The following is a 19,910-nucleotide window of genomic DNA, read 5'->3' on the forward strand; positions in this document are numbered from 1 at the left end:
ATGAAAAAAAATCTATTCTTCCTGCTTTTGCTTACCGCGGTGTTTGCTGCCTGCAAGAAAGACCGTTCAGGTGATGTACAACCCGTAAAACTCTCGGTCAAATTACAGGTCGAGTCGAATGCGGTTGCGTATGGATTTGACGTGGCTAAAACAAAGGTAACGGTACAAAATATAGACAACGGGCAATCTTTTGCAGCACAGGCCGACGCGACGGGATTGGTGGAAATTGACAACCTGATGCCCGGTGCGTACGACATTCAGGCCAGCCTGACCATTGCTGCAGCTGAATATACGCAGGCCACCGGCATCAGCACCACACAGGATATCGTTTACAACGCCAGTGCAAAAGCGCAGTCGCTGATCAATCTGCAAAACAGCCTGGTGCTGGAGCTGCAGACCGGAACCATTGGCGACTGGGTTATGAAACAGATTTATTATGCTGGCTCGAACGGCCGGGATGGCGCTTCTTTCCGCGACTGCTTTGTTGAAATCTACAACAACTCGAATAAGGTGCTGTATGCAGACAGCCTTTGTTTCGGACAGGCACATGGCATTCCCACGAAAAAAACAGCCATTGATTTTACCAAGCCTTACATCCTGCCCAGCGGCCAGTTTGACTGGACAAAGGCAGTAGGCATGAACAATGCCAGGGCCAATTCAGATTACATTTATGCCAGTTCAATGTTTATGATTCCCGGTACCGGAAAACAGCACCCCGTGCAACCCGGGTCCAGTATCATTATTGCCGCTACGGCGTTGAACCACAAGGGTGCGTATATCGGATCGACCGGGACGCAGATCACCGTGCGTGATCCTGAGCTTACTGTCGATCTGAGCAAGGCCGATTTCGAGGTGTATGTAGGCGATCAGCCGGGTGTCAATCCGCTCAATTCGGATGTAAACAACCCAAGTGTGCCCAATCTGACGGTGATCCTGAGAGGCGACCGCGACCTCATTTTTGATGCCACAGGCCGGGACTCGTATTTCCTGGTAAAGACCCCGCAGGACGTGGCGTCTTTTGGCAAGTTTGCAGCGCCAGACATTACCAATGTAACGGCATCCACCAAACTGTATGTCCAGATTCCGGTTTCAGTTGTCCTTGACGCTGTCGAGGTACAGCCGCCCCTTTCCGACAACCAGTTTCCCCAAAGACTTCAGGCCAGCCTTGATGCCGGGTTTACATTTGTATCAAAAGGCCAGTATTCATCGCAGTCGCTGATTCGCAAAACTGCGCGAACGGTTGCCGGTCGTCGCGTTCTTCAGGACACCAACAACTCTAAAAACGACTTTACAGAACTGGACCGGGCCGATCCGTCGAAAACCGCATTTAAATAGCCTTGAGAGTTTTCTTTTTCATAACACTGTTCGTCCTGTCTGCCGGCGCTTTTGCGCAACGGCCGGCAGACAGCCTGTATCTGAACCCCATCGCGCTCCGGCAATTCGGCTACCAGACCGGCAACCTTGCCGGATTGGCCAGCTTTAAAGATAGTTCGACTGCAGCCATCGAAGTGGGTTACGGACTTACCCGGGGTTCGTTCCGCAAAGCACAGCAGCCTTTCATGGATCAGCAGGCGCGTCTGGGCATTGAAGGAATCAATACGTTTAAACGTTTTCGGACCTGGGGACGGATTAAACTGACGCGGAATTACCAGGACAGCCTGGCCTGGAGCGCCAAAGGAACAGAGGATGTTGAGCAACCGTATTATTACGGATCGATCAAGCCGGGACCGTTCCAGCGAACGGCGTATAGCCTGTCTGGCATGCTGCTGTATGCGCTCGTACCTGGCAAACTGAATATCGGTTCGGGTATCGATTACGATTTTAAAACCTCGACCCGGTCCGTCGATCCCCGGCCGGAGGTCAATGCCTTTTCTTTGAAATTGCGTCCGCAGGTAACGTATCAGCACGCAAGCCACACCTGGTATGCCGGGGGCATCTGGGGGTACGGAGATGAGCAGAATATCCTCACGTTCAAGAGTATTCAGTACCGGCTCAGCCCCGCGTTCCCGGACCGAATAAACTACCTGATTCAGGGTTATGGTCTGATCGCCATTCGCCAGGGCAACCAGGAATTTCACCGGCGTGTGCGGGTATATGGTGGGGAGGCAGGTTATGTTTATGCAGGAAACCGATTGGAAATCATGAGTTCTGTCCGCTATGAAAAGCGCGGGGAAACAAACATGATCCGTCTGGAGCGTTCGACCGCGACGGCTGATATCGGCAGGTTTAATACCGCAAGGCTCGACGTTCAGGGGCTTTTCACCTACCACAATGACAAAAGCACGCAACAACTTGAGCTAACTGCTTCAAATACGGCCGCGAGCGATTTTAATGTGACCAAGGGCGGGACCAATTATTATTATGACCAGACCAGTGCTGCAGCGGCTTACACCTTGCGGTTTGACAAGGGGGCGACAAGTTTCAAACCCGATTTTGGGATTTCGCTTGCTTATTCCACTACCGCACACGAAGATATTATCAGTGCACATCAGGTGTCTTTTACACGGTTCGAACCCGGTATACGCGCAGGCTTTCTCAACCGGTTCAGCAGCGGCGATCAGGTACGGGTTGATGCCGGGGGCCGCTTTTCCTGGTCTTCAGACAATCGCCTGAGTGTGCCGGCAAGCCAGGAGACGGTTTTCAGCCGGGGTGTAATTTATCCTGATTTTGCTTACAATACAAGTGAGTTTGCTGCCCTTGATTTCAACCTCAGCCTGGTTACAGCCCGACTGGTACCCGGTTTGCGTACGGGGCTTGCCTGGTCAGGAACCTACCTCACCAAATGGAAACAATTGAAACATGTTGCCGGCGCGATGACCAATCCCGGATCTGACCGTTTTTTTAGCAACATCAGTATAAATCTTTATTTTTAGCGCATGAAACGGGTTTTAGCAGCGTTGGCTCTTGTATTTTGTGTTCTCGCCATCATTTCTTTCCGCGGCAGCGAATACCAGGAAGACGATCCCATTCCGGTCGATTCCCTGCGTAAACTTTACTCAGGACCATCTGCCCGGTGGCCTAAACCGCATGTAGACAGCGGTGCAAAGTTCGAGGAACTGGGGCCACTCCTGCCCTCGCCCGTGGATCTGAAGAATGATTCAGTTCAAAAAATCGTCGAATTGGGAAAGATCCTGTTTTTTGATCCCCGCCTTTCGGGTTCGAACCAGATTTCCTGCTCCAGCTGTCACGCGCCCGATTTGAACTGGACCGATGGCCGGCAGGTTTCGGTAGGTCACGACCACCAGCCCAACAAGCGTAATGCACCCTCGCTCGAAAATGTATGGTATGCGGAGCGGCTATTCTGGGACGGCCGGGCAGCGGCGCTGGAGGACCAGGCCGAAAGCCCCATTGCCGCACACAATGAGATGCACCAGGACGTGAAGGAACTGGCCAAAAAGATCGGAAAGATAAAAGGTTATCAGCCGTATTTTCAGGCTGCCTTCGGATCGGCTAAGGTGACGAATAAGCGGATCTTCGAAAGTCTGGCGACATTCCAGCGCACCATCGTGAGCCGGCGCACTGATTTTGACCGGTTCATTACGGGTACAAAAAATGCGCTGACAGATGAACAGGTTGTTGGATTGCACCTCTTCCGCACCAAGGCCCGCTGCATCAACTGTCACAATGGCCCTATGTTTACCGACCGCGAGTTCCATAACCTGGGCCTCACCTATTATGGACGTAAATACCAGGACCTGGGCCGCTATGAGGTGACCAAAAATGTCGAAGACGTAGGGCGCTTCAGAACCCCCGGACTGCGTAATGTGATGCGTACCGCCCCCTGGTTTCATAACGGCCTGTTCCCTGATATGGAGGGTGTCATGAATATGTATAACATCGGCATGCCCGTACAGCGGGTGCGGCCCGAGCAGGTTAACGACCCCCTCCTGCCTAAAAACGACAAATTGCTGCGCGGATTGCGGCTTAGCAACAGCGAAAAAACAGCGATCGTGGCTTTTCTGCGGTCTTTGAACTCGATCCCTGTGGTTGTTAGAATGGAAAAGTTGCCGAAGTAGAGATTATTCCTCCCCGCGCGATGAACTTTGACTCAGGGTTGTCGTTAGCGATAGCGTAGTCTGGATGTTGGTCTTCCTTGGCCGTTGCCTTTGCCGGGATGACGATTGAGCAGGCTGACCATGATGGGCGCAAAGGCGACGGCCCAGGCTGAACTGCTCTATACGACACATTATTTCTCCCCGGCTAGTTTCTTCAATACCGCAATGGTAACCGATTTGCGCAGTGCGCCAAAACCAGGATGCGCGGTCAGGGCCTTTTTTGTTAATCGCGTGGCGAAAAAATAAACGTTGGCTTTCTGCTCGACAAAACCGACATACCAGCCTATATCTTTTCCATCCTGCCGGGTCCAGCCCGTTTTTTCGTAAAACACCCCGCCGTCGTGTTCAGTACGCATGATCCGCTGCACGATCGCATAGGTACGTTCTGAAAACGGCAGTTGCCGGGAATAGAGCTTTCGCAGAAAATTGATCTGGCCAACCGGCGTTACCCCAAACGTTCCGTAGTTCCAGAAGTCCGTACCTGTTTCGCGCAGATCGCCATTGCCATACGAACTGGCTTTGAAATACCGACGGTAGACCGGTCTGCCGACTCGTCGGGCCATCTCTGCATAAAACCAGATGGTTGAGTTCCGGTACGCCTGCTCCATGTCGGTATCGGCATTCCAGGCGGCGAACGGTTCGCCAAGGAACTTGTTAACGGTACCATCCCACTTCAGCACCTGGCGTTCATCAGCAACGGCACCTTCTTCCAATGCAATGCAGGAATGGAGTATTTTGAAGGTTGAGGCGGGCAGGGATTCGTGCAGGGCATCCCGCTCGTCGGTATAGTGCCATTGTTTGTGCTTCAGGTCGAAGACCGTTGTGCTGCCCTCGATGCCATCCGGGAGCGACAGGTGCTGCGCCGTCAGCGGCAAGGGTAGCAGGGAACATGACATGCCGATGAGCCGTTGTGCGAGGGATTTATAAGCTGTCTTCATATTGAAAAAAAGCGGCTGCAGCCAGAAGCCACAACCGCCATATCTAAATTAACGTGCTCTGCATAAAAGTAGCGCTTGCGCCGGCATTCCTAAAAAAGTTATCAGTTTTGTTACGGCACTACTTCCTGACCAGGCAGTCTACAGCCATGCGGTAACCGTCCAGTCCGAAGCCGGTCAGTACCCCTTTACAATATTTTCCGGTGAGCGACATATGCCGGTACTCTTCCCGGGCGTAAATGTTCGAGATATGTACCTCAACTACAGGAGTTTTGATGGCGGCAATGGCATCGCCTATGGCTACCGATGTGTGAGTAAACCCTGCTCCGTTGAGCACGATCCCATCGTAAGAAAATCCTGTTTCATGAAGTTTGTTGATGATCTCGCCTTCTACGTTACTCTGGTAATAGTCGATCTGAACATTCGGGAACTGTTCACGAAGCGTGGCGATGTACGTGTCAAAGTCCATATTTCCGTAAACGGAGGGTTCACGCACCCCAAGCAGGTTCAGGTTCGGTCCGTTTATTATTTGTATCTTCATGCGCCAAACTTAGGCCTTAAAATCATTTATTCAAATTTTTTGTGCAGCTCAAACAGCACCTTTATGGCTTCCGGTCGTACCTGCAGCTGGAGCGCGGACTCAGCGCAAATTCTGTCGCCGCCTATGTCAAAGATGTCGGGAAGCTGATCTCATACCTGCAGCTGCAGGGAAAGGATCCCGTACCGGCCGCTATCGGCTCTGAAGATCTTCAGGGGCTGCTCGTCATGCTGTACGAGATGGGCATGGAAGCCAGCACACAGGCACGCATCGTTTCCGGGCTTAAATCTTTTTTTCATTACCTGCTTTTGGAGAACGCGATTGAGCAGGACCCTGCGGGTTTGCTTGAGGGGCCCAGGCTTTCGCGCAAGCTGCCTGACACCCTGAACCTCGATGAGATCAACAGCATGATCGCCGCGATCGATGCGTCGAAACCTGAAGGCATGCGCAACAAAGCCATGATCGAGGTCTTGTACGGCTGCGGACTCCGGGTAACTGAGCTGGTCGAACTTAAGCGCTCGGGCCTGCACCCCGAAATCGGCTTTCTGAAGGTAACCGGAAAAGGCAATAAAGAGCGTCTGGTACCCATGGGCAATGCAGCAGCGAACATGCTGGCGATATACCTCGGTGAGGTGCGGGTACACCAGCCGGTACAAAAAGGCCACGAAGACTACGTTTTTTTAAACAGGTTCGGGAAACGGATTTCGCGCATCAGCGTTTTCAACCTCGTCAAAGGACTGGCGTTGAAGGCGGGAATCAAAAAGACCATCAGTCCGCATACCTTCCGGCATTCTTTCGCTACGCACCTGGTTGAAGGCGGCGCCGACCTTCGTGCCGTTCAGGAAATGCTTGGCCATGCGAGCATCACAACGACCGAAATTTACACACATCTGGACCGCAACTACCTGCGTGAAGTGGTTACACAGTACCATCCGCGAAGCTGATCAGCCAAAGAGCTGCACGGCAAGGCGATAGGTGTTGCAGTGTGCCTCTACAATGTGCCGAATGTCTTCAGAATAACCCCCTCCCATGCTTACCTGCACGGGAACACCTCTATCAAGGCAGGCCTGCAGCACCATGCGGTCGCGCTCGCGGCAGGCTTCCCTGCTCAGTGCCAGTTTCCCCAGTTTATCGGTTGCCAGCACATCGGCACCGGCCAGGTAAAAGACAAAATCGGGCTGCACCTGGTCAAACAGCATTGGCAGGTGCCGGCCCAGCAATTCCAGGTAAACATCGTCGCCGGTGCCATCGGCCAGGGGAAGATCCAGGTCAGAACGTTCTTTTCTAAAGGGAAAGTTTTTGTCGCCGTGCATGGAGAACGTAAAGACCCGTGGCTCATGTGTAAAGATCTCGGCTGTCCCATTGCCCTGGTGCACATCAAGATCAATGATCAGTACCTGCCCTGCCTGGCCTGTGTGCAGCAGGTGGTTGGCAGCGATGGCCTGATCGTTCAGCAGGCAAAAACCTTCACCCCAGTTGCTGCCGGCATGGTGTGTACCACCGGCTACATTGAACGCAATGCCATACACCATACTGAACCGGCAGGCATCTATCGTGCCCTGCGTAATGCGCAGTTCACGGTCTACCAGGTCGGCGGTCAGCGGAAAGCCGATGCGTCGCTGGGCCGGCGGCGGTAAGGTCAGCGTTTTCAGGGCTCCCCAGTACTCGGCTTCATGTGTACGCAGGATGTCGGCTTCGTTAACCGGCTGCGGACTGAAAAGATTGTCTTCAGTAATGGTGCCTTCATGGAGCAGCTGCCCGGGAATCAACTCATATTTTAGCATGGGAAAACGGTGCCCTTCGGGAAGCGGGTGCGCGTAGATCGGGTCGTAGGCGATTTTAAGCATGTCCGAGAATTTCCCCTACATGCCGTTCGATGTTGTTGCAGATCGTATCGACCGGCAGGTCATTCGCGTCGTACCCAAAGGGATCTTCGATCTCCTCGGCGATCAGTTCCAGGCTCGCCAGCACGTACAGGATGAAGGGCACAATCGGGATCACCCAATACCCAAGACTGAATACCCAGCCAATGGGCAGTGTAATGACGTACACAAAGATGAACTTCTTGATAAATACACTGTATGAAAAAGGTATCGGTGTGTTTTTGATTCGTTCACACCCCCCGCAGATGTCTGTAAACTGGTTCAGGTCTGCGTTTAAGCTGATCAGCTGCTCTTGCGGAATCTTGCCCGCCGCCGCAAGTTCAAACACCCGGCTGATCATGCGGCCAGCGATCTGGTTGGGAATGTGTTTTGCCTCTTCGACTTCGATCAGGATGCTGTTTTTACCAAAGTATTTTTTCTCTCGCAAATGCTCTTTAAGCGCGAAAGCATATTTCGGAATGGCATACTCAAAAAATTCATTCTCCTTGCTTTCCAGCTTCATGGCTCTGATCTTCATGGCAAAATTCCGGCTTACGTTTGTAAGTCCGCCCAGCAGCTTGCGGCCTTCCCACCAGCGGTCATAAGAGGAGTTGGTTCGAAAAACGAGCAGCATGGAAATCACGAAACCAAGCAGGTTGTGCATCATGGCCACATTTCTGACCGTATCGCTGGCCGAGAGCTTCAGGAAATTCAGCTCCAGAAAGGCGAGCCCGCCAGAAAGGACTGCAACGCTGACCATGAGCGGCCAGAGCTTGTAAAAAGTATCTGCACGGTGTATGCGAAAAATAAAGCTGATCCAGTCTTTAGGATTATAATTGATCATGTAGCGTGTTCAGTTAACCTGGTATAACGACTGATAACGAATTTATGAAGCGAATAGTTTGCTGCTGATGTCATGGAGCGCTTCGCCAAGCAGGTATACATCCTCGAAGGAATTGTAAAGCGGCACCGGGCTAAGCCTGATCACATCGGGCTCGCGCCAGTCGCCCAGAAACTGCCGCTCAACAAGCGCATCAAACACTTCCTTGCCCTTGTTTTTTGCAACAATTGACAGCTGCGCACCGCGCTCGGCCGGTGCAGCCGGGGTAATGATCTCGAAGAGGATGCTACCGGCGGCACGGTTCACCTCGCCGATGACCCAATACAGGTAGGCCGTCAATTCCATGCTCTTTCGACGCAGCGGCTCCATAAAACCGGCGCGCTCAAACTGCAGCAGTGCCGCATGGTAAAGGCTCATGGGTAGTACCTGGGTACAGCTGACCTGCCAGCCGTCGGCGCCCGCCCCCGCAACAAAGCCTTTCTGCATGAGGAAACGCCGCTCTTCCTCGTAACCCCACCACCCTGCAAATCTTTTCAGATCGCGATCGTCAAAATGCCGTTCATGCACGAAGATGCCCGCAATGCCGCCCGGGCCAGCGTTCTGGTATTTGTATGAACACCAGCAGGCAAAATCAACCTGCCAGTCATGCAGTGCCAGCGGAACGTTGCCGGCGGCATGGGCCAGATCGAAACCAACACGCGCTCCGGCACCACGGGCCGCTCCCGCTATCTTTTCCAGGTCATACAGCTGCCCGGTATAATAGTTAATACCACCGAACAACACCAGGGCAAGTTCGCCGCGGTGGTCATGAATGGCATCGAGAATATCTTGTGTGCGCAGCAGCTGCTCGCCGGGGCGGGGGGAAACTTCAACAATGCATGCTGCAGGGTCCAGACCGTGAAAACGTATCTGGCTCTCGATGGCATACTGGTCTGAGGGAAAAGCCCCCGCTTCCATTAATATCTTGAAACGGTGGCTATCGGGCCGGTAAAAGCTAACGAGCAGCAGGTGCAGGTTAACGGTCAGGGTATTCATGGGGCAAACTTCAGCCTCTGTGGCGCCGACAACCGGAGCCATGAGCCGCTTCAGTTCCTTGTGGTAAAACATCCAGGGCTGCTGGCCTGTAAACCACCCCTCTACCGCATGCTGCTGCCAGTTGGCCAGCTGTGCATCGAGCGCCGCCCGGGCAGTTACCGGCTGAAGGCCGAGGGAATTACCGCAGAAGTAACGCATGGTCTTCCCGTTCTGCTGCGGAAATAAAAATTCATGCCGGAAAGCGGCAAGCTCATCGGCCTGGTCCAGGGCCTTGGCAAATGCCAGTGTGTTTTCAAAATTCATGCGCTTCAATATTAGCAAAAAGATCGCCGCCATTGAAGCGCATACGTTGATTTTTCAGTTAGGGCGTCGTGATCCACCAGGTGTTCCCGAACGGATCCCTGATGCCGCCACTCCGGCCATACGATTGGTCCTGTGGTTCCATGATGCTTTCGCCACCGGCATCGCGTGCACGCTGAAAGGCTGCATCTGCATCATCAACATAAATAAAAAGACCTGCCGGCTGCGGTGGCCAGTCGGCCGTGGCGTTGGCATACATGATAACCGTGTCGCCTACCTGCAACTCGCCGTGCATGACGGTGTTTTCGTCTTCTCGCAGCACCCTGGAACGCTCGGTGGCGCCAAAGACCTGCTGCATAAAATGATAGAACTTACCTGCCTCTGCCAGGATCAGGTAAGGAAGCACCTGATGGTGCCCTTCGGGGATGTTAGAAGTCATATAATTGATTGTTTAATGATACAATTGGCGTTCCTGGTAATTCCTGACGTTCTGACCAGCGCGCGCCATCTGGCAGCGAATCTGCCGAAAATTCCAGGTGAATGACCCGCCGCCTCGCTGCAGCGTCACTTCTTAACGACCGGTGCAACAGCAGCGGCTTCATCAGTAGTACATCGCCGGCGTTTGCCGTACAGGTAACATAATCTCTTCCGGCGAGCGATACCCGTTCTGTCTCAATGATCCCCAGCCGGTGTGAGCAGGGCCGCACCTGAAGGGCGCCGTTGCTTTCGTCAGTGTTATCGAGGTGAACGCGTACGGTCAGCATGCCTTCGAGTACTCGAACCGGAGGTTGGGCGGCAAAACGGCCGTCTTTCACGGTCCAGTTTGTAAAACTGGCTGAGGGCACCTTCCCGGTCAGCTGGATGGTAAGATCCTGGTGCGGCGGTACAAACCAGTTTGAGCCTTCAGGTTTATCAAAAAACACCGACCGTACCAAACTGAAACCCGGGATGATCCGCCCGAGCCGGTGGGCAAGCCGCCGGTTAAAGATCAGGGGAAATACGGCGGGCGCGGCCTCCAGAAACTGCCTGATGGCAAACACACCGGCACGTCGTCTGAACTTTTCGCCCTCCGGTTCCAGTCCGTCAATGAGCGAGGTCAGCGGCCTGACTTCCGCCTTATCAAAAATGCCCGGTAACAATGCGAAGCCGTGTTGATCGAGTGCTGCGCAAATAGCTGATTCTGCCTGCATCACGTCAAGATACCGTTTTCGCGTGTACTGTTAAAATTTAATGGTATCGTGGTCGCCCATATCAGGCTGTTTCCCGGTAACCACTGCCTTCAGCATGTTGAACAATACCACCATTTTTGATGAGCTGCTGTCCCAGTACTCAGCAGCCGAAGGTGTGACCTTAATCAGGGTTAAACGGGGGTCTTCCAGACCGTCCGGGAACCACGCTTTGACAAACGGATTAAAATATTCTGCTTTTCGCACATCATCGTCCACCAGTTCGGCTTTACCCTTTACGGCGATATACGTGTTGTCTGAGGGATTGCTGTAAGCCAGCAGCACTTCGTTCTCGCGCGATATTTCTTCAGATTTCAGGGAGTATTCGTTGGTGAAGAACCAGATGCTGCCATTTTCCTCAATTTTCGCAGTAGCCATTGGGCGGCTTGAGAGCTCATCTTCGTCTTTTGACAGGGTCGTAAACATGCAGATGCGCACGGCTTCTGCTTTCTCTTTCAGAATGGCAATATTCTTTTCGTTTTTCATGTTTTTTTTGATTTTTCCGGACCTGCTCCGGTTTACTTCCAAGAAACAACAATTGAATCGAAAGGTTTCTGAAATGCGACAATCAACCCTTGTTAGGCTTGCTGACATAGGGATTGCCCCGAACATAAAATCGCCAGGGAAGCAGCGCATCTTCGCCTGCATAGTCTACTCCTATTCTGGGCCCTGAAACGATTTGGTTTTCGGCATACCGAATGCCGTGATCCTCTATCCAGATGTGGTCGCCTGTCAGGTCCTGACCGTTTAGCAGGCGGTCAATTCCCAGGGCTTTTGCTGCCGAACCTGGACCCGCTGTCAGGTTCGGCTTGTGCACCAGTGCTTTTCGCCTGCCCATCATCAGCTCCAGCCCTTCAAGCGGCTCAATGCCGCGCACAAGCACCGCATGAGGTTCGCCCGGCCCCGAGGTGACCACATTGAACAAACAGTGCATGCCGTAACAAAGATAGACGTATGAAACGCCGCCTGCCCCGTACATGATTTCTGTACGGTTTGTGCGTCGGCCGCCATAGGCATGCGATGCTTTGTCTGTAACACCGTTATAAGCCTCTGTCTCTACGATGATCCCGGCGGTTATCTGTTCATTAATTTTTGTATAAAGCACTTTTCCCAAAAGACTTACAGCCAATTTGATGACGTTATTATTCAGATAAAAATCGGCGGGGAGCTTCCGGTTATCCGGCATAATTCAGCAGGGTTAAAGCTTTGGTAAGGTATTTCTCATCTGTGCTGTCAAAGCTATTCAAATCAACGCTGTCGACATCAAGCACACCAACGACCTGTCCTTCAGACACCAGTGGTAGCACAATTTCTGAGCGTGACAGCGAACTGCAGGCAATATGCCCGGGAAATGCTTCCACGTCGGGAACGATCAGCGTCCGCGCTTCTGCCCAGGCGGTACCGCAGACACCTTTTCCTTTGCGGATGCGGGTGCAGGCTACGGGTCCCTGGAACGGGCCAAGCACCAGCTCATCGCCTTTTACCAGGTAAAACCCAACCCAAAGCCAGCCAAATTGCTCTTTCAGCGCAGCACACAAGTTGCCCATGTTTGCGACCGGGTCGGTCTCGCCCGGAAGTAAAGCCTGCAGCTGCGGAAGCAGCGACTCATATTGCCCGGCTTTGCCGGCATTGCGTTCTATAATCAGGTCTTCAGCCATGTCTGTATTTCATGCACAAAAATAAACAATTGTCCCTGTATTCTGACAGAGGGCCCTGATCCTGACATGCCGAAAACAATGTTTATACTTCTCCACATTGAAGACATCAACATCAAAATTTTATAGATTTGCCTCATTGTAGCTTAACACACACCGATATGTACCTTAAAAGCTTACTTGTCACTTCAGCTTTGTGCCTTGGATTTTTTGCGGCAGGGCTGCCGCCCGAAGAAGGCATGTACCCGCTTAGCGAACTGAAACGTCTGGACCTTAAGAAAGCCGGCCTGCGCATTTCCCAGGAGGAGATCTATAGCCCGGAGGGCAAAAGCAGCCTTGTTGACGCACTTGTGAATGTAGGCGGCTGCACCGGCTCTTTTGTTTCTGCCGAAGGACTGATCATTACCAATCACCACTGCGCTTTCGGCGCCGTTCAACAGGCCAGCACGCCCGAGCACGATTACCTGAATAACGGTTTTGTGGCCAGATCTCATCAGGAAGAAATAGAGGCAAAGGGACTAACTTGCCGGATTACAGAAAGTTATGTAGATGTTTCTGACAAAATATTAGGTGCTGCCGCAACAATTGCTGACCCCGCCTCGCGCCTGGCAGTAATCAACAACGCAATGAAAAATGTAGCACGCGAAGCAGAGCAGGCAGATCCGGGCATTAAGGCTGAAGTCTCAGAAATGTTTATCGGCAAGACCTATGTGCTGTTCCGGTATCGCATGATCCGGGACGTACGCCTGGTTTATGTACCGAACAGGAAGATCGGCGAGTTTGGCGGAGAAACAGACAATTGGGTGTGGCCGCGCCATACCGGCGACTATTCTTTTATGCGCGCTTACGTTGGCCGCGACGGCAAACCGGCCGCTTACTCGCGTGATAACGTTCCTTACAAACCAAAAAAATTCCTGAAGGTAAATCCAAAAGGAACCAGCGAAGAAGACTTTGTCTTTATTCTCGGGTATCCCGGCCGCACATTTCGCCACCGACCCGCAGACTTTATTTCTTACCAGCAGAACTACCTGCTGCCTTACACGTCTGAACTTTACGATTTCCAGAATAAGGCCATGGAAACAGCGGGTAAAAAAGACGCCGCCACGGCGTTGCGGCTTGCCACGCGCATTAAACGCAATGCGAACGTTATGAAAAATTACCGCGGCAAACTGCAGGGCCTGCAGGGCATTGACCTTGTTGCCGAAAAACGCAAAGAAGATGCCGATCTTGCGGCATTTATTGACGACAACGCAGCATTAAGATCCCGTTACGGTTCACTGATGAAAGACATCGGGGCCCTGTACAAACTGATTTACAGCGACGCTTACCGCGACATGTGGCTGAGCCAGATCTACAGTTCAACCAGCCTGCTGAAAGTGGCCGGTACGCTGAACAGTTTCAGAACCGAATTGTCTACACAACCAGCAACAGCAAGACAGGCTCATTTCAATGAACGGCTGCCGGCCGTGAAAAAGGAAATCGAGGCAATCTATGATTCGTTCGATGCCGATGCAGACCGCCGCATTCTGGGCCGGATGCTGGCAGACGCCGCTGCCCTCCCGCAAAACCAGCGTATCACTGCCGCAGACCGCCTGTCAGGTCGTGGTGCCGGTGCGGCAGCTGCCGAACAGCAGGCAGAGAAACTGATCGGCAGCACCAGGCTCAGCAGGAAGCAATTTGTTATGGACGAGCTGTTGCGCTCAGCGCAGGCCCTGACGGCCATGAAAGACCCAATGGTGGATTTCTCAATAGAGATCGATCAGCTCATTACTCAGTTAAAACCTGAGAAAGACCGCCGTGATGGCTTGTTGAACCGTCTCATGGGCGATTATGTCGGGGTAAAAGAACAATTCCTGAAAAAAGCATTTATACCTGACGCAAACAGCACGCTCCGGCTAACCTACGGGTATGTGCGGGGCTACAGTCCGGCAGATGCCACCTACATGAAGCCGTACACATCGGTAGGTGGTATCTTCGAAAAAGGCGCAGGCAATAACCCGGACTTTGCTTACCCAGCCGAACTCAAAAGACGCTGGCAGGCAAAGGATTTCGGTCCTTATATAAAGAAAGATCTCCACGATGTTCCGGTGTCATTTCTGTATAATATGGACACCACCGGCGGCAATTCGGGATCGCCGATCATGAACGCTGATGGCGAGCTGGTGGGCGTGAACTTTGACCGCGCTTACGGCGCGACGATTAATGACTACGCCTGGAATGAAAAATACAGCCGTTCGATCGGCGTCGACATCCGTTATGTGCTTTGGGTAGCGCAGAAGATCGACAAGGCCGACTTCCTGCTGCGTGAAATGGGTGTCAGGATCTAAGCATGCAGGTACTTTTAACGGTAACGCGGTTCAAGACCATTTTTATACCCTTTGCGTTTATGGGGATGGCGCTGCTTCACTTGCCGCTCTGGCTGAACAGGCAAATTACCTTTTACAAACTGCTCGGAGCAGGCGGCGATGCACAGCCTGATCTGCCCGCAGATTACCGGCACTGGGGGCTCCTGACCTGCTGGGCAAATGAAAAAGCCATGCAGCGGTTCCAGGTCAGCTCATTCGTAGCTTTCTGGTTCAGGCTTTTTGCTGCAGAACAGTTTTCTGTCGTGCTGCAGCCTGTCGCCTCGCACGGGTTATGGGATGGAAAACAGCCTTTTGTTAGCGCCCCGCTCCCCGCATCAGGTGATGCACGCGTGGCCGTACTGACCCGGGCTACCATACGGCCGGGCAAGATGAAGGCCTTTCGCTCTGATATCAGAAAAGCTTCGGCAGCCATGCGTACAGCACCCGGCTTTATCCTGGCTGCCGGACTGGGCGAAAACCCATTCTTCAGACAGGCTACCTTTTCCATCTGGGAAAATACCGAACTCATGAAAAATTACGCCTACAAGCACCATGACCATGCCGCCGTGATCAAGCGCACACGCGCCGAACAGTGGTACAGCGAGGAACTTTTCGCCAGGTTCAGGGTTGTAGCAGTCAAAGGCACATTAAACGGCAGGAACTATTCCATTTAAACATATTACCATGCGTGTTATAGCAGAACTTCCGCACCCAGAATGCAAAATTTCCATTTTTTTTATGAACCAGAAGTACATTGTCAAATTTGAGCAGGGTACACTGGAACAAAGTTATAAACTTGCCGAGCTGGACCTTTCCGGCGGCGGTGTGAACGAGATTTTCCAGATCATTGATGAAGCATTTATCCAGACGGTCATCAGCCGGTTTAAAGACATGAGAAAGGATTTTCGGGAGGCTTATCAGCGACAGCAGTATTAGTTGATGTACAGGAATTTAAATATCTGATATACAGAATTTTAATAATTAATTCAAAATATTATTTGGCGCTCTGACTGCCATATTGCTGACGAGGCTTGATATGTGTAAATATGATGTTTAACACAAATACTGTAAGCACATGATTATTAATACATTAATAGTTCATTCAGAATTAAATTTGGAAGTTTGAATGAGTAAAATCTGAGCGAAATCCTGCAGTTTTTATTTTCAACGGGTGTAGGCTTTCCGGGAATGAGCATGTATCTTTAGCAGCCTACTTCCGAGCCATGAAACCCAGACCAAACGCTGCCATTACCTTTATCTTCATTACCATGCTGATCGACTTTACAGGCGTTGGCATCATCATTCCAGTGGTTCCTACGCTCATTGAGCGCCTGACCGGCGGAGGCCTGGCCGAAGCGGCGGATTATGGGGGCTGGCTTACGATTGCCTATTCAGCAATGCTCTTTATCAGTGCCCCGGTTCTTGGCGGGTTGAGCGACCGTTACGGCCGCCGCCCCGTGTTGCTCGCCTCGCTGTTCGGCCTTGGCCTGGATTACCTCTTTCTCGCCTTTTCGCCGAGCGTTTTCTGGCTGTTCGCTGGCCGAATCATTGCCGGTATAACCGGCGCCAGTTTCAGTACGGCTCAAGCCTATATTGCCGACGTTAGCACACCTGAAACAAAAGCACAAAACTTTGGCTTGGTGGGCGCTGCTTTCGGGCTGGGTTTCATCATCGGCCCCGTTATTGGCGGCTTACTCAGCAAGTTCGGCGTACAGGCACCCTTTTTATTTGCGGCTGGACTGTCTTTGTTGAATTGCCTGTATGGTTTTTTCATCCTGCCCGAATCGTTACCTGCGGCAAAACGCCGAAAGTTCGAATGGCGCCGCGCCAACCCGGTCGGGTCGTTGCGGCACATTGGCCGGTATCCCTCCATTGCCGGTTTGCTTGGTGCCATGGTGCTGCTGTACATCTCAGGGCATTCCGTACAATCGGTCTGGACATATTACACCATGCACCGTTTCCAATGGTCGGAAACCATGGTTGGTTACTCGCTCGGTTTTGTGGGTGTCACCGTCGCCCTGATACAGGGCTGGCTGATCCGCATCATCATTCCAAAGCTCGGGGCACGCCGCGCCGTGTTCATTGGTCTTTTCCTCTACGCCATTGGGTTTGTCGCCTTTGGCCTGGCTACAGCCGGCTGGATGATGTTTGCTTTTCTGGTGCCCTATGCGCTGGCTGGCATCTCAGGCCCCGCCATGCAGGGAATTATCTCGAACGTGATACCCGACAATGCCCAGGGAGAATTGCAAGGCATCATGTCGGGCTTAATGAGCTTAACGGCAATGATCGGCCCCCTCATCATGACCCAGTTGTTCTCTTACTTTATCGATAAAAATGCCCCGGTGTATCTGCCCGGAGCGCCCTTTTTTCTGAGCGCTGCGCTTACGCTGGCCGGCCTGCTGATCTGTATGCGCTCGCTGCGCAAGTACCATGGTGACAAACCCGTTTCTGCTGCCGCCCCGTCGCCACACTAGTGTCAAGTCTTACGCCCGGAAAAATAGAGATACAGCGAACTGGCCAGGGCCAGGAAAAAGCCAATTGCCGTGCCGGCATCGATGAGTGACTCTGGCAGGTTCAGTCTCCAAACTGTATTGAGCCAGTAGGTGATGAAAGAAGCCGGCAGGTTCTGCTCGCCGAGGTGTCCCTTGACCTGCCACTGCCAATCGGTAATCGGGCAATAGCCCAGACCATACCAGATCCCGAGCACCAGCCAGGAAGCGGCCGTAAGGCCTGAAACCAGGAGGTGCAGGCGGCGGCTGCGTGACCAGACCCATCCGAAAAGATTAAAACAAATAACCAGCAGGTGGACAACGGTCAGCGTAAAATCGAGGAAAGCATACATCTGGTTACCTGAACAATTCAAAACTGTATTGCGCGTCTGTCCAGAATGCATCAAGAACCAGCATGCGTGGTTTGAAAAAGGAAATCAGAGCAGGCCAGTCGCTCCGGTTAAAAACGCTGACGCCGCCGAGTTCGGTACCGATCCGGGCGGAGGTCTTGCCAAAAGCATCCTGGTGTTCACTGCTCCAGTCCCACTCCTCGCCGAGCATGCCATGCAGCAAGGTGCGGAAGGGCAGGAACTGTTCGTACATCAATGCACGGATCCCTGCGTCAGGGTGCGCCATCTCGATGGCTATACTGGCATGATGGCTGCCGGCGTCCATCTTAAAGTAAAGGTGTTTGATACCGGTCTTGTAATTGATCCAGCCAACCTTTTCTCCTTCTGCCGAAGGGTGCAGCGCCATATATTGCCCGAATGCCGTCCAAAAGGCCTGCCTGATCTGCCTGGTTTCGTCTCTCGTGTACATATGCCGGTTAAAATTAGAGCAGTTCTGTAGCTACGTTGGCGAGTTCGCTGCGTTCACCTTTTTGCAGCGTAATGTGCGCATACAGCGGATGGTGTTTTGCGTTCTCAATGAGATAACTGAGTCCGTTGCTGGCCGTATCCAGGTAGGGCGTATCAATCTGGTAGATATCGCCGGTGAACACGATTTTCGTCCCCTCGCCGGCCCGCGAAATGATCGTCTTGACCTCGTGCGGGGTTAGGTTCTGCGCCTCGTCTACAATAAAAAAGATCTTGGTCAGCGTGCGGCCGCGTATAAAGGCAAGCGGAGCGATCGTGATCTTGTCAGTACTGACCAGTTCATCAATCTTGTACACCATCTTGTCTTCTGCTGCAAATTGTTCCTTGATAAAGCGAAGGTTGTCCCAGATGGGCGCCATATATGGGTCGACCTTTGACTTGATATCGCCTGGCAGGTACCCAATATCTTTATTGCTGAGCGGAACAATGGGTCGCGTAACATAGATCTGTCTGAAGTCCTTGCGTTGTTCGAGTGCGCAGGCAAGGGCCAGCAACGTCTTGCCTGTGCCGGCATTGCCCTGTATGGTGACCAGTTTCAGTGCCGGGTCGAGCAGGGCGTGCATGGCGAAGGCCTGCTCAGGATTTTTTGGCGAGATCTTGAAGGCCTGCCGGTTTTGCACCGGCAAAAGCATGCCATCGCTGACGCTGAAAAAGGCGTTCAGGCCTTTCCTGCCTGACTTCAGGATATAAAAATGGTTCGCATTGGTAGCAGGCAGGTTTTGTAGCAGCTCTTGCGATGCAGCCGCTCCCGCGCGGACCTGCTCCAGCAAAGGCGCCGGGAAATTGCGGCAAAGCGTGCGGCCGGTATATAGCTCATCGACGTTTTTTACCTTGCCGGTCTCGTAATCTTCTGCCTGCAGATCGAGCGATTTGGCTTTCAGCCTGAGGCCAATGTCTTTCGACACCAGCACAACCCGCTGCTCGGGATGCTGTTCCTTCAGTACCAGGGCCGAGTTCAGGATGCGGTGGTCAAATTTGGCGCTGCCGAATATCTTCTCTGCATTCAGTCCTGCAGGAAGTTCGTCGAGCGCAATTTTAAACTTGCCGCTGCCCGCACCGTTCAGTGGGATCCATTCGCTGATGAGCAGTTGTCCGGATAGGCGGTCGATCATCCTGAAAAAACTCCTGGCTTCAAAGTTCCGCGTTTCATTCCCATTCTTGAAATTGTCGAGTTCTTCCAGTACCTGGATCGGTACGGCCACATCGTGCTCCTTAAAGCTGTTGACCGCACTGTGGTCATAAAGGATCACGGAAGTGTCCAGCACAAAGATCTTACGCTGGTTGTCTGGCCGTTTGACCGCTTTTTTATCCGCCATGCACTAAAATTAGCATTTCAGGTCTGTTATAAAAAGCTGCAGCCATATATTTTGCCGCGAAATCTGTAAAAAGCAAAACGGAGAATGTCCTCTTGCGATTCTTTTCTCCGTTTTAACCCTGCTCTCTTCCGTAAAATCAAGCAAGGCATCGAACCGGTCTTTACTTTGTTTCACCCTGGCTCCTCTGTCGAGTGCCTGCGGGATCTTCCTCCCATCCTGATCTTGCGTTCCGTAGAACATGTATCATTCTGTGAGCTCGTCTGTCGAACAGTCAGCCTCTCGGCGACTTTTAGATTTACCCGGAAACTTTCGTTTTCCGGCCATCTAATCGGTTTTTGAAATTCCGACAACCTGTCTTTCAACCTGGTCATCTTTTGGTTTTCAGTCAGACAATCAAAGTACTCCGTGTTTGATAAGATCTAATTTCAGCATTATCAC

Annotated in this window: 21 protein-coding genes; 8 read left to right on the forward strand and 13 right to left on the reverse strand. The window is 52.4% G+C overall.

Annotated elements, in window-relative coordinates; all coding sequences use genetic code 11:
- Genes C7T94_RS11405 through C7T94_RS11415 form a run of 3 tightly spaced genes read left to right on the forward strand, consistent with a single transcriptional unit; the run spans position 1 to position 4,016 of the window.
- A complete protein-coding gene (locus C7T94_RS11405) occupies positions 1-1,335 on the forward strand; it encodes a DUF4876 domain-containing protein (RefSeq protein ID WP_107215454.1) in 1,335 nt (444 codons plus the stop codon).
- A gap of 2 nt (positions 1,336-1,337) precedes the next feature.
- Complete coding sequence (locus C7T94_RS11410; protein WP_107215455.1) at positions 1,338-2,873, forward strand: DUF6850 family outer membrane beta-barrel protein; 1,536 nt, start codon at positions 1,338-1,340, stop codon at positions 2,871-2,873.
- Positions 2,874-2,876: 3 nt separating this feature from the next.
- Positions 2,877-4,016, forward strand: coding sequence for a cytochrome-c peroxidase (locus C7T94_RS11415; protein ID WP_107215456.1), 1,140 nt, complete (start codon positions 2,877-2,879; stop codon positions 4,014-4,016).
- Positions 4,017-4,186: 170 nt separating this feature from the next.
- Here C7T94_RS11415 and C7T94_RS11420 read toward each other — a convergent pair whose 3' ends face one another.
- Both C7T94_RS11420 and aroQ read right to left on the reverse strand, forming a co-directional pair.
- Positions 4,187-4,993 carry a penicillin-binding transpeptidase domain-containing protein gene (locus tag C7T94_RS11420; protein WP_107215457.1) on the reverse strand — a complete coding sequence of 269 codons (807 nt, stop codon included), beginning with the start codon at positions 4,991-4,993 and terminating at the stop codon, positions 4,187-4,189.
- Between the two features lie 118 nt (positions 4,994-5,111).
- On the reverse strand, positions 5,112-5,531 hold the full coding sequence (gene aroQ, locus C7T94_RS11425; RefSeq protein ID WP_107215458.1) for a type II 3-dehydroquinate dehydratase: 420 nt from the start codon (positions 5,529-5,531) through the stop codon (positions 5,112-5,114).
- A 41-nt stretch (positions 5,532-5,572) separates the two neighbouring features.
- Between aroQ and xerD the strand changes: the two genes are divergently transcribed.
- The gene (gene xerD, locus C7T94_RS11430; protein ID WP_107215459.1) at positions 5,573-6,472 is read left to right on the forward strand and encodes a site-specific tyrosine recombinase XerD; all 900 of its coding nucleotides are present in this window, start codon (positions 5,573-5,575) and stop codon (positions 6,470-6,472) included.
- Here the strand turns inward: xerD and C7T94_RS11435 are convergent, their stop codons facing one another.
- The 8 genes from C7T94_RS11435 to C7T94_RS11470 form a co-directional block, all read right to left on the reverse strand.
- Positions 6,473-7,375 (reverse strand): histone deacetylase family protein, encoded by a 903-nt coding sequence (locus C7T94_RS11435; protein WP_107215460.1) that lies wholly within the window; start codon positions 7,373-7,375, stop codon positions 6,473-6,475. It abuts the gene before it with no gap.
- Positions 7,368-8,234, reverse strand: coding sequence for a bestrophin family protein (locus C7T94_RS11440; protein ID WP_107215461.1), 867 nt, complete (start codon positions 8,232-8,234; stop codon positions 7,368-7,370). The genes C7T94_RS11435 and C7T94_RS11440 overlap by 8 nt, the downstream gene beginning before the upstream one ends.
- Before the next feature lie 42 nt (positions 8,235-8,276).
- Positions 8,277-9,569 (reverse strand): kynureninase, encoded by a 1,293-nt coding sequence (gene kynU, locus C7T94_RS11445; RefSeq protein WP_107215462.1) that lies wholly within the window; start codon positions 9,567-9,569, stop codon positions 8,277-8,279.
- A gap of 58 nt (positions 9,570-9,627) precedes the next feature.
- A complete protein-coding gene (locus tag C7T94_RS11450; RefSeq protein ID WP_107215463.1) occupies positions 9,628-10,005 on the reverse strand; it encodes a VOC family protein in 378 nt (125 codons plus the stop codon).
- Complete coding sequence (locus C7T94_RS11455; RefSeq protein WP_107215464.1) at positions 9,995-10,756, reverse strand: phytanoyl-CoA dioxygenase family protein; 762 nt, start codon at positions 10,754-10,756, stop codon at positions 9,995-9,997. Before C7T94_RS11455 ends, C7T94_RS11450 begins: the two co-directional genes overlap by 11 nt.
- Before the next feature lie 30 nt (positions 10,757-10,786).
- Positions 10,787-11,278 (reverse strand): pyridoxamine 5'-phosphate oxidase family protein, encoded by a 492-nt coding sequence (locus tag C7T94_RS11460; protein WP_107216079.1) that lies wholly within the window; start codon positions 11,276-11,278, stop codon positions 10,787-10,789.
- Positions 11,279-11,360: 82 nt separating this feature from the next.
- Positions 11,361-11,978: a DNA-3-methyladenine glycosylase gene (locus C7T94_RS11465; protein WP_107215465.1), complete on the reverse strand. Its 618-nt coding sequence runs from the start codon at positions 11,976-11,978 to the stop codon at positions 11,361-11,363.
- Positions 11,968-12,450: a GAF domain-containing protein gene (locus C7T94_RS11470; protein ID WP_107215466.1), complete on the reverse strand. Its 483-nt coding sequence runs from the start codon at positions 12,448-12,450 to the stop codon at positions 11,968-11,970. Before C7T94_RS11470 ends, C7T94_RS11465 begins: the two co-directional genes overlap by 11 nt.
- Before the next feature lie 158 nt (positions 12,451-12,608).
- Between C7T94_RS11470 and C7T94_RS11475 the strand changes: the two genes are divergently transcribed.
- From C7T94_RS11475 to C7T94_RS11490, 4 genes are all read left to right on the forward strand, one after another.
- Complete coding sequence (locus tag C7T94_RS11475; protein WP_107215467.1) at positions 12,609-14,774, forward strand: S46 family peptidase; 2,166 nt, start codon at positions 12,609-12,611, stop codon at positions 14,772-14,774.
- 2 nt (positions 14,775-14,776) lie between these two features.
- Positions 14,777-15,466, forward strand: a complete 690-nt coding sequence (locus C7T94_RS11480; protein ID WP_107215468.1) for a DUF3291 domain-containing protein — start codon at positions 14,777-14,779, stop codon at positions 15,464-15,466.
- Positions 15,467-15,530: 64 nt separating this feature from the next.
- Entirely contained in the window at positions 15,531-15,728 is a 198-nt protein-coding gene (locus tag C7T94_RS11485; protein ID WP_317046916.1) for a hypothetical protein, read from the forward strand.
- Between the two features lie 287 nt (positions 15,729-16,015).
- The gene (locus tag C7T94_RS11490) at positions 16,016-17,266 is read left to right on the forward strand and encodes a TCR/Tet family MFS transporter (protein ID WP_107215470.1); all 1,251 of its coding nucleotides are present in this window, start codon (positions 16,016-16,018) and stop codon (positions 17,264-17,266) included.
- A 2-nt stretch (positions 17,267-17,268) separates the two neighbouring features.
- Here C7T94_RS11490 and C7T94_RS11495 read toward each other — a convergent pair whose 3' ends face one another.
- The 3 genes from C7T94_RS11495 to C7T94_RS11505 are packed head-to-tail and all read right to left on the reverse strand — an operon-like array spanning position 17,269 to position 19,472.
- Positions 17,269-17,634, reverse strand: a complete 366-nt coding sequence (locus C7T94_RS11495; protein ID WP_107215471.1) for a DUF2784 domain-containing protein — start codon at positions 17,632-17,634, stop codon at positions 17,269-17,271.
- Between the two features lie 4 nt (positions 17,635-17,638).
- On the reverse strand, positions 17,639-18,100 hold the full coding sequence (locus tag C7T94_RS11500; RefSeq protein ID WP_107215472.1) for a DUF4268 domain-containing protein: 462 nt from the start codon (positions 18,098-18,100) through the stop codon (positions 17,639-17,641).
- Positions 18,101-18,113: 13 nt separating this feature from the next.
- Positions 18,114-19,472, reverse strand: coding sequence for a PhoH family protein (locus tag C7T94_RS11505; protein WP_107215473.1), 1,359 nt, complete (start codon positions 19,470-19,472; stop codon positions 18,114-18,116).
- Positions 19,473-19,910: the final 438 nt, after the last annotated feature.

This window comes from Pedobacter yulinensis (assembly GCF_003029735.1).
Classification (GTDB): domain Bacteria; phylum Bacteroidota; class Bacteroidia; order Sphingobacteriales; family Sphingobacteriaceae; genus Pedobacter; species Pedobacter yulinensis.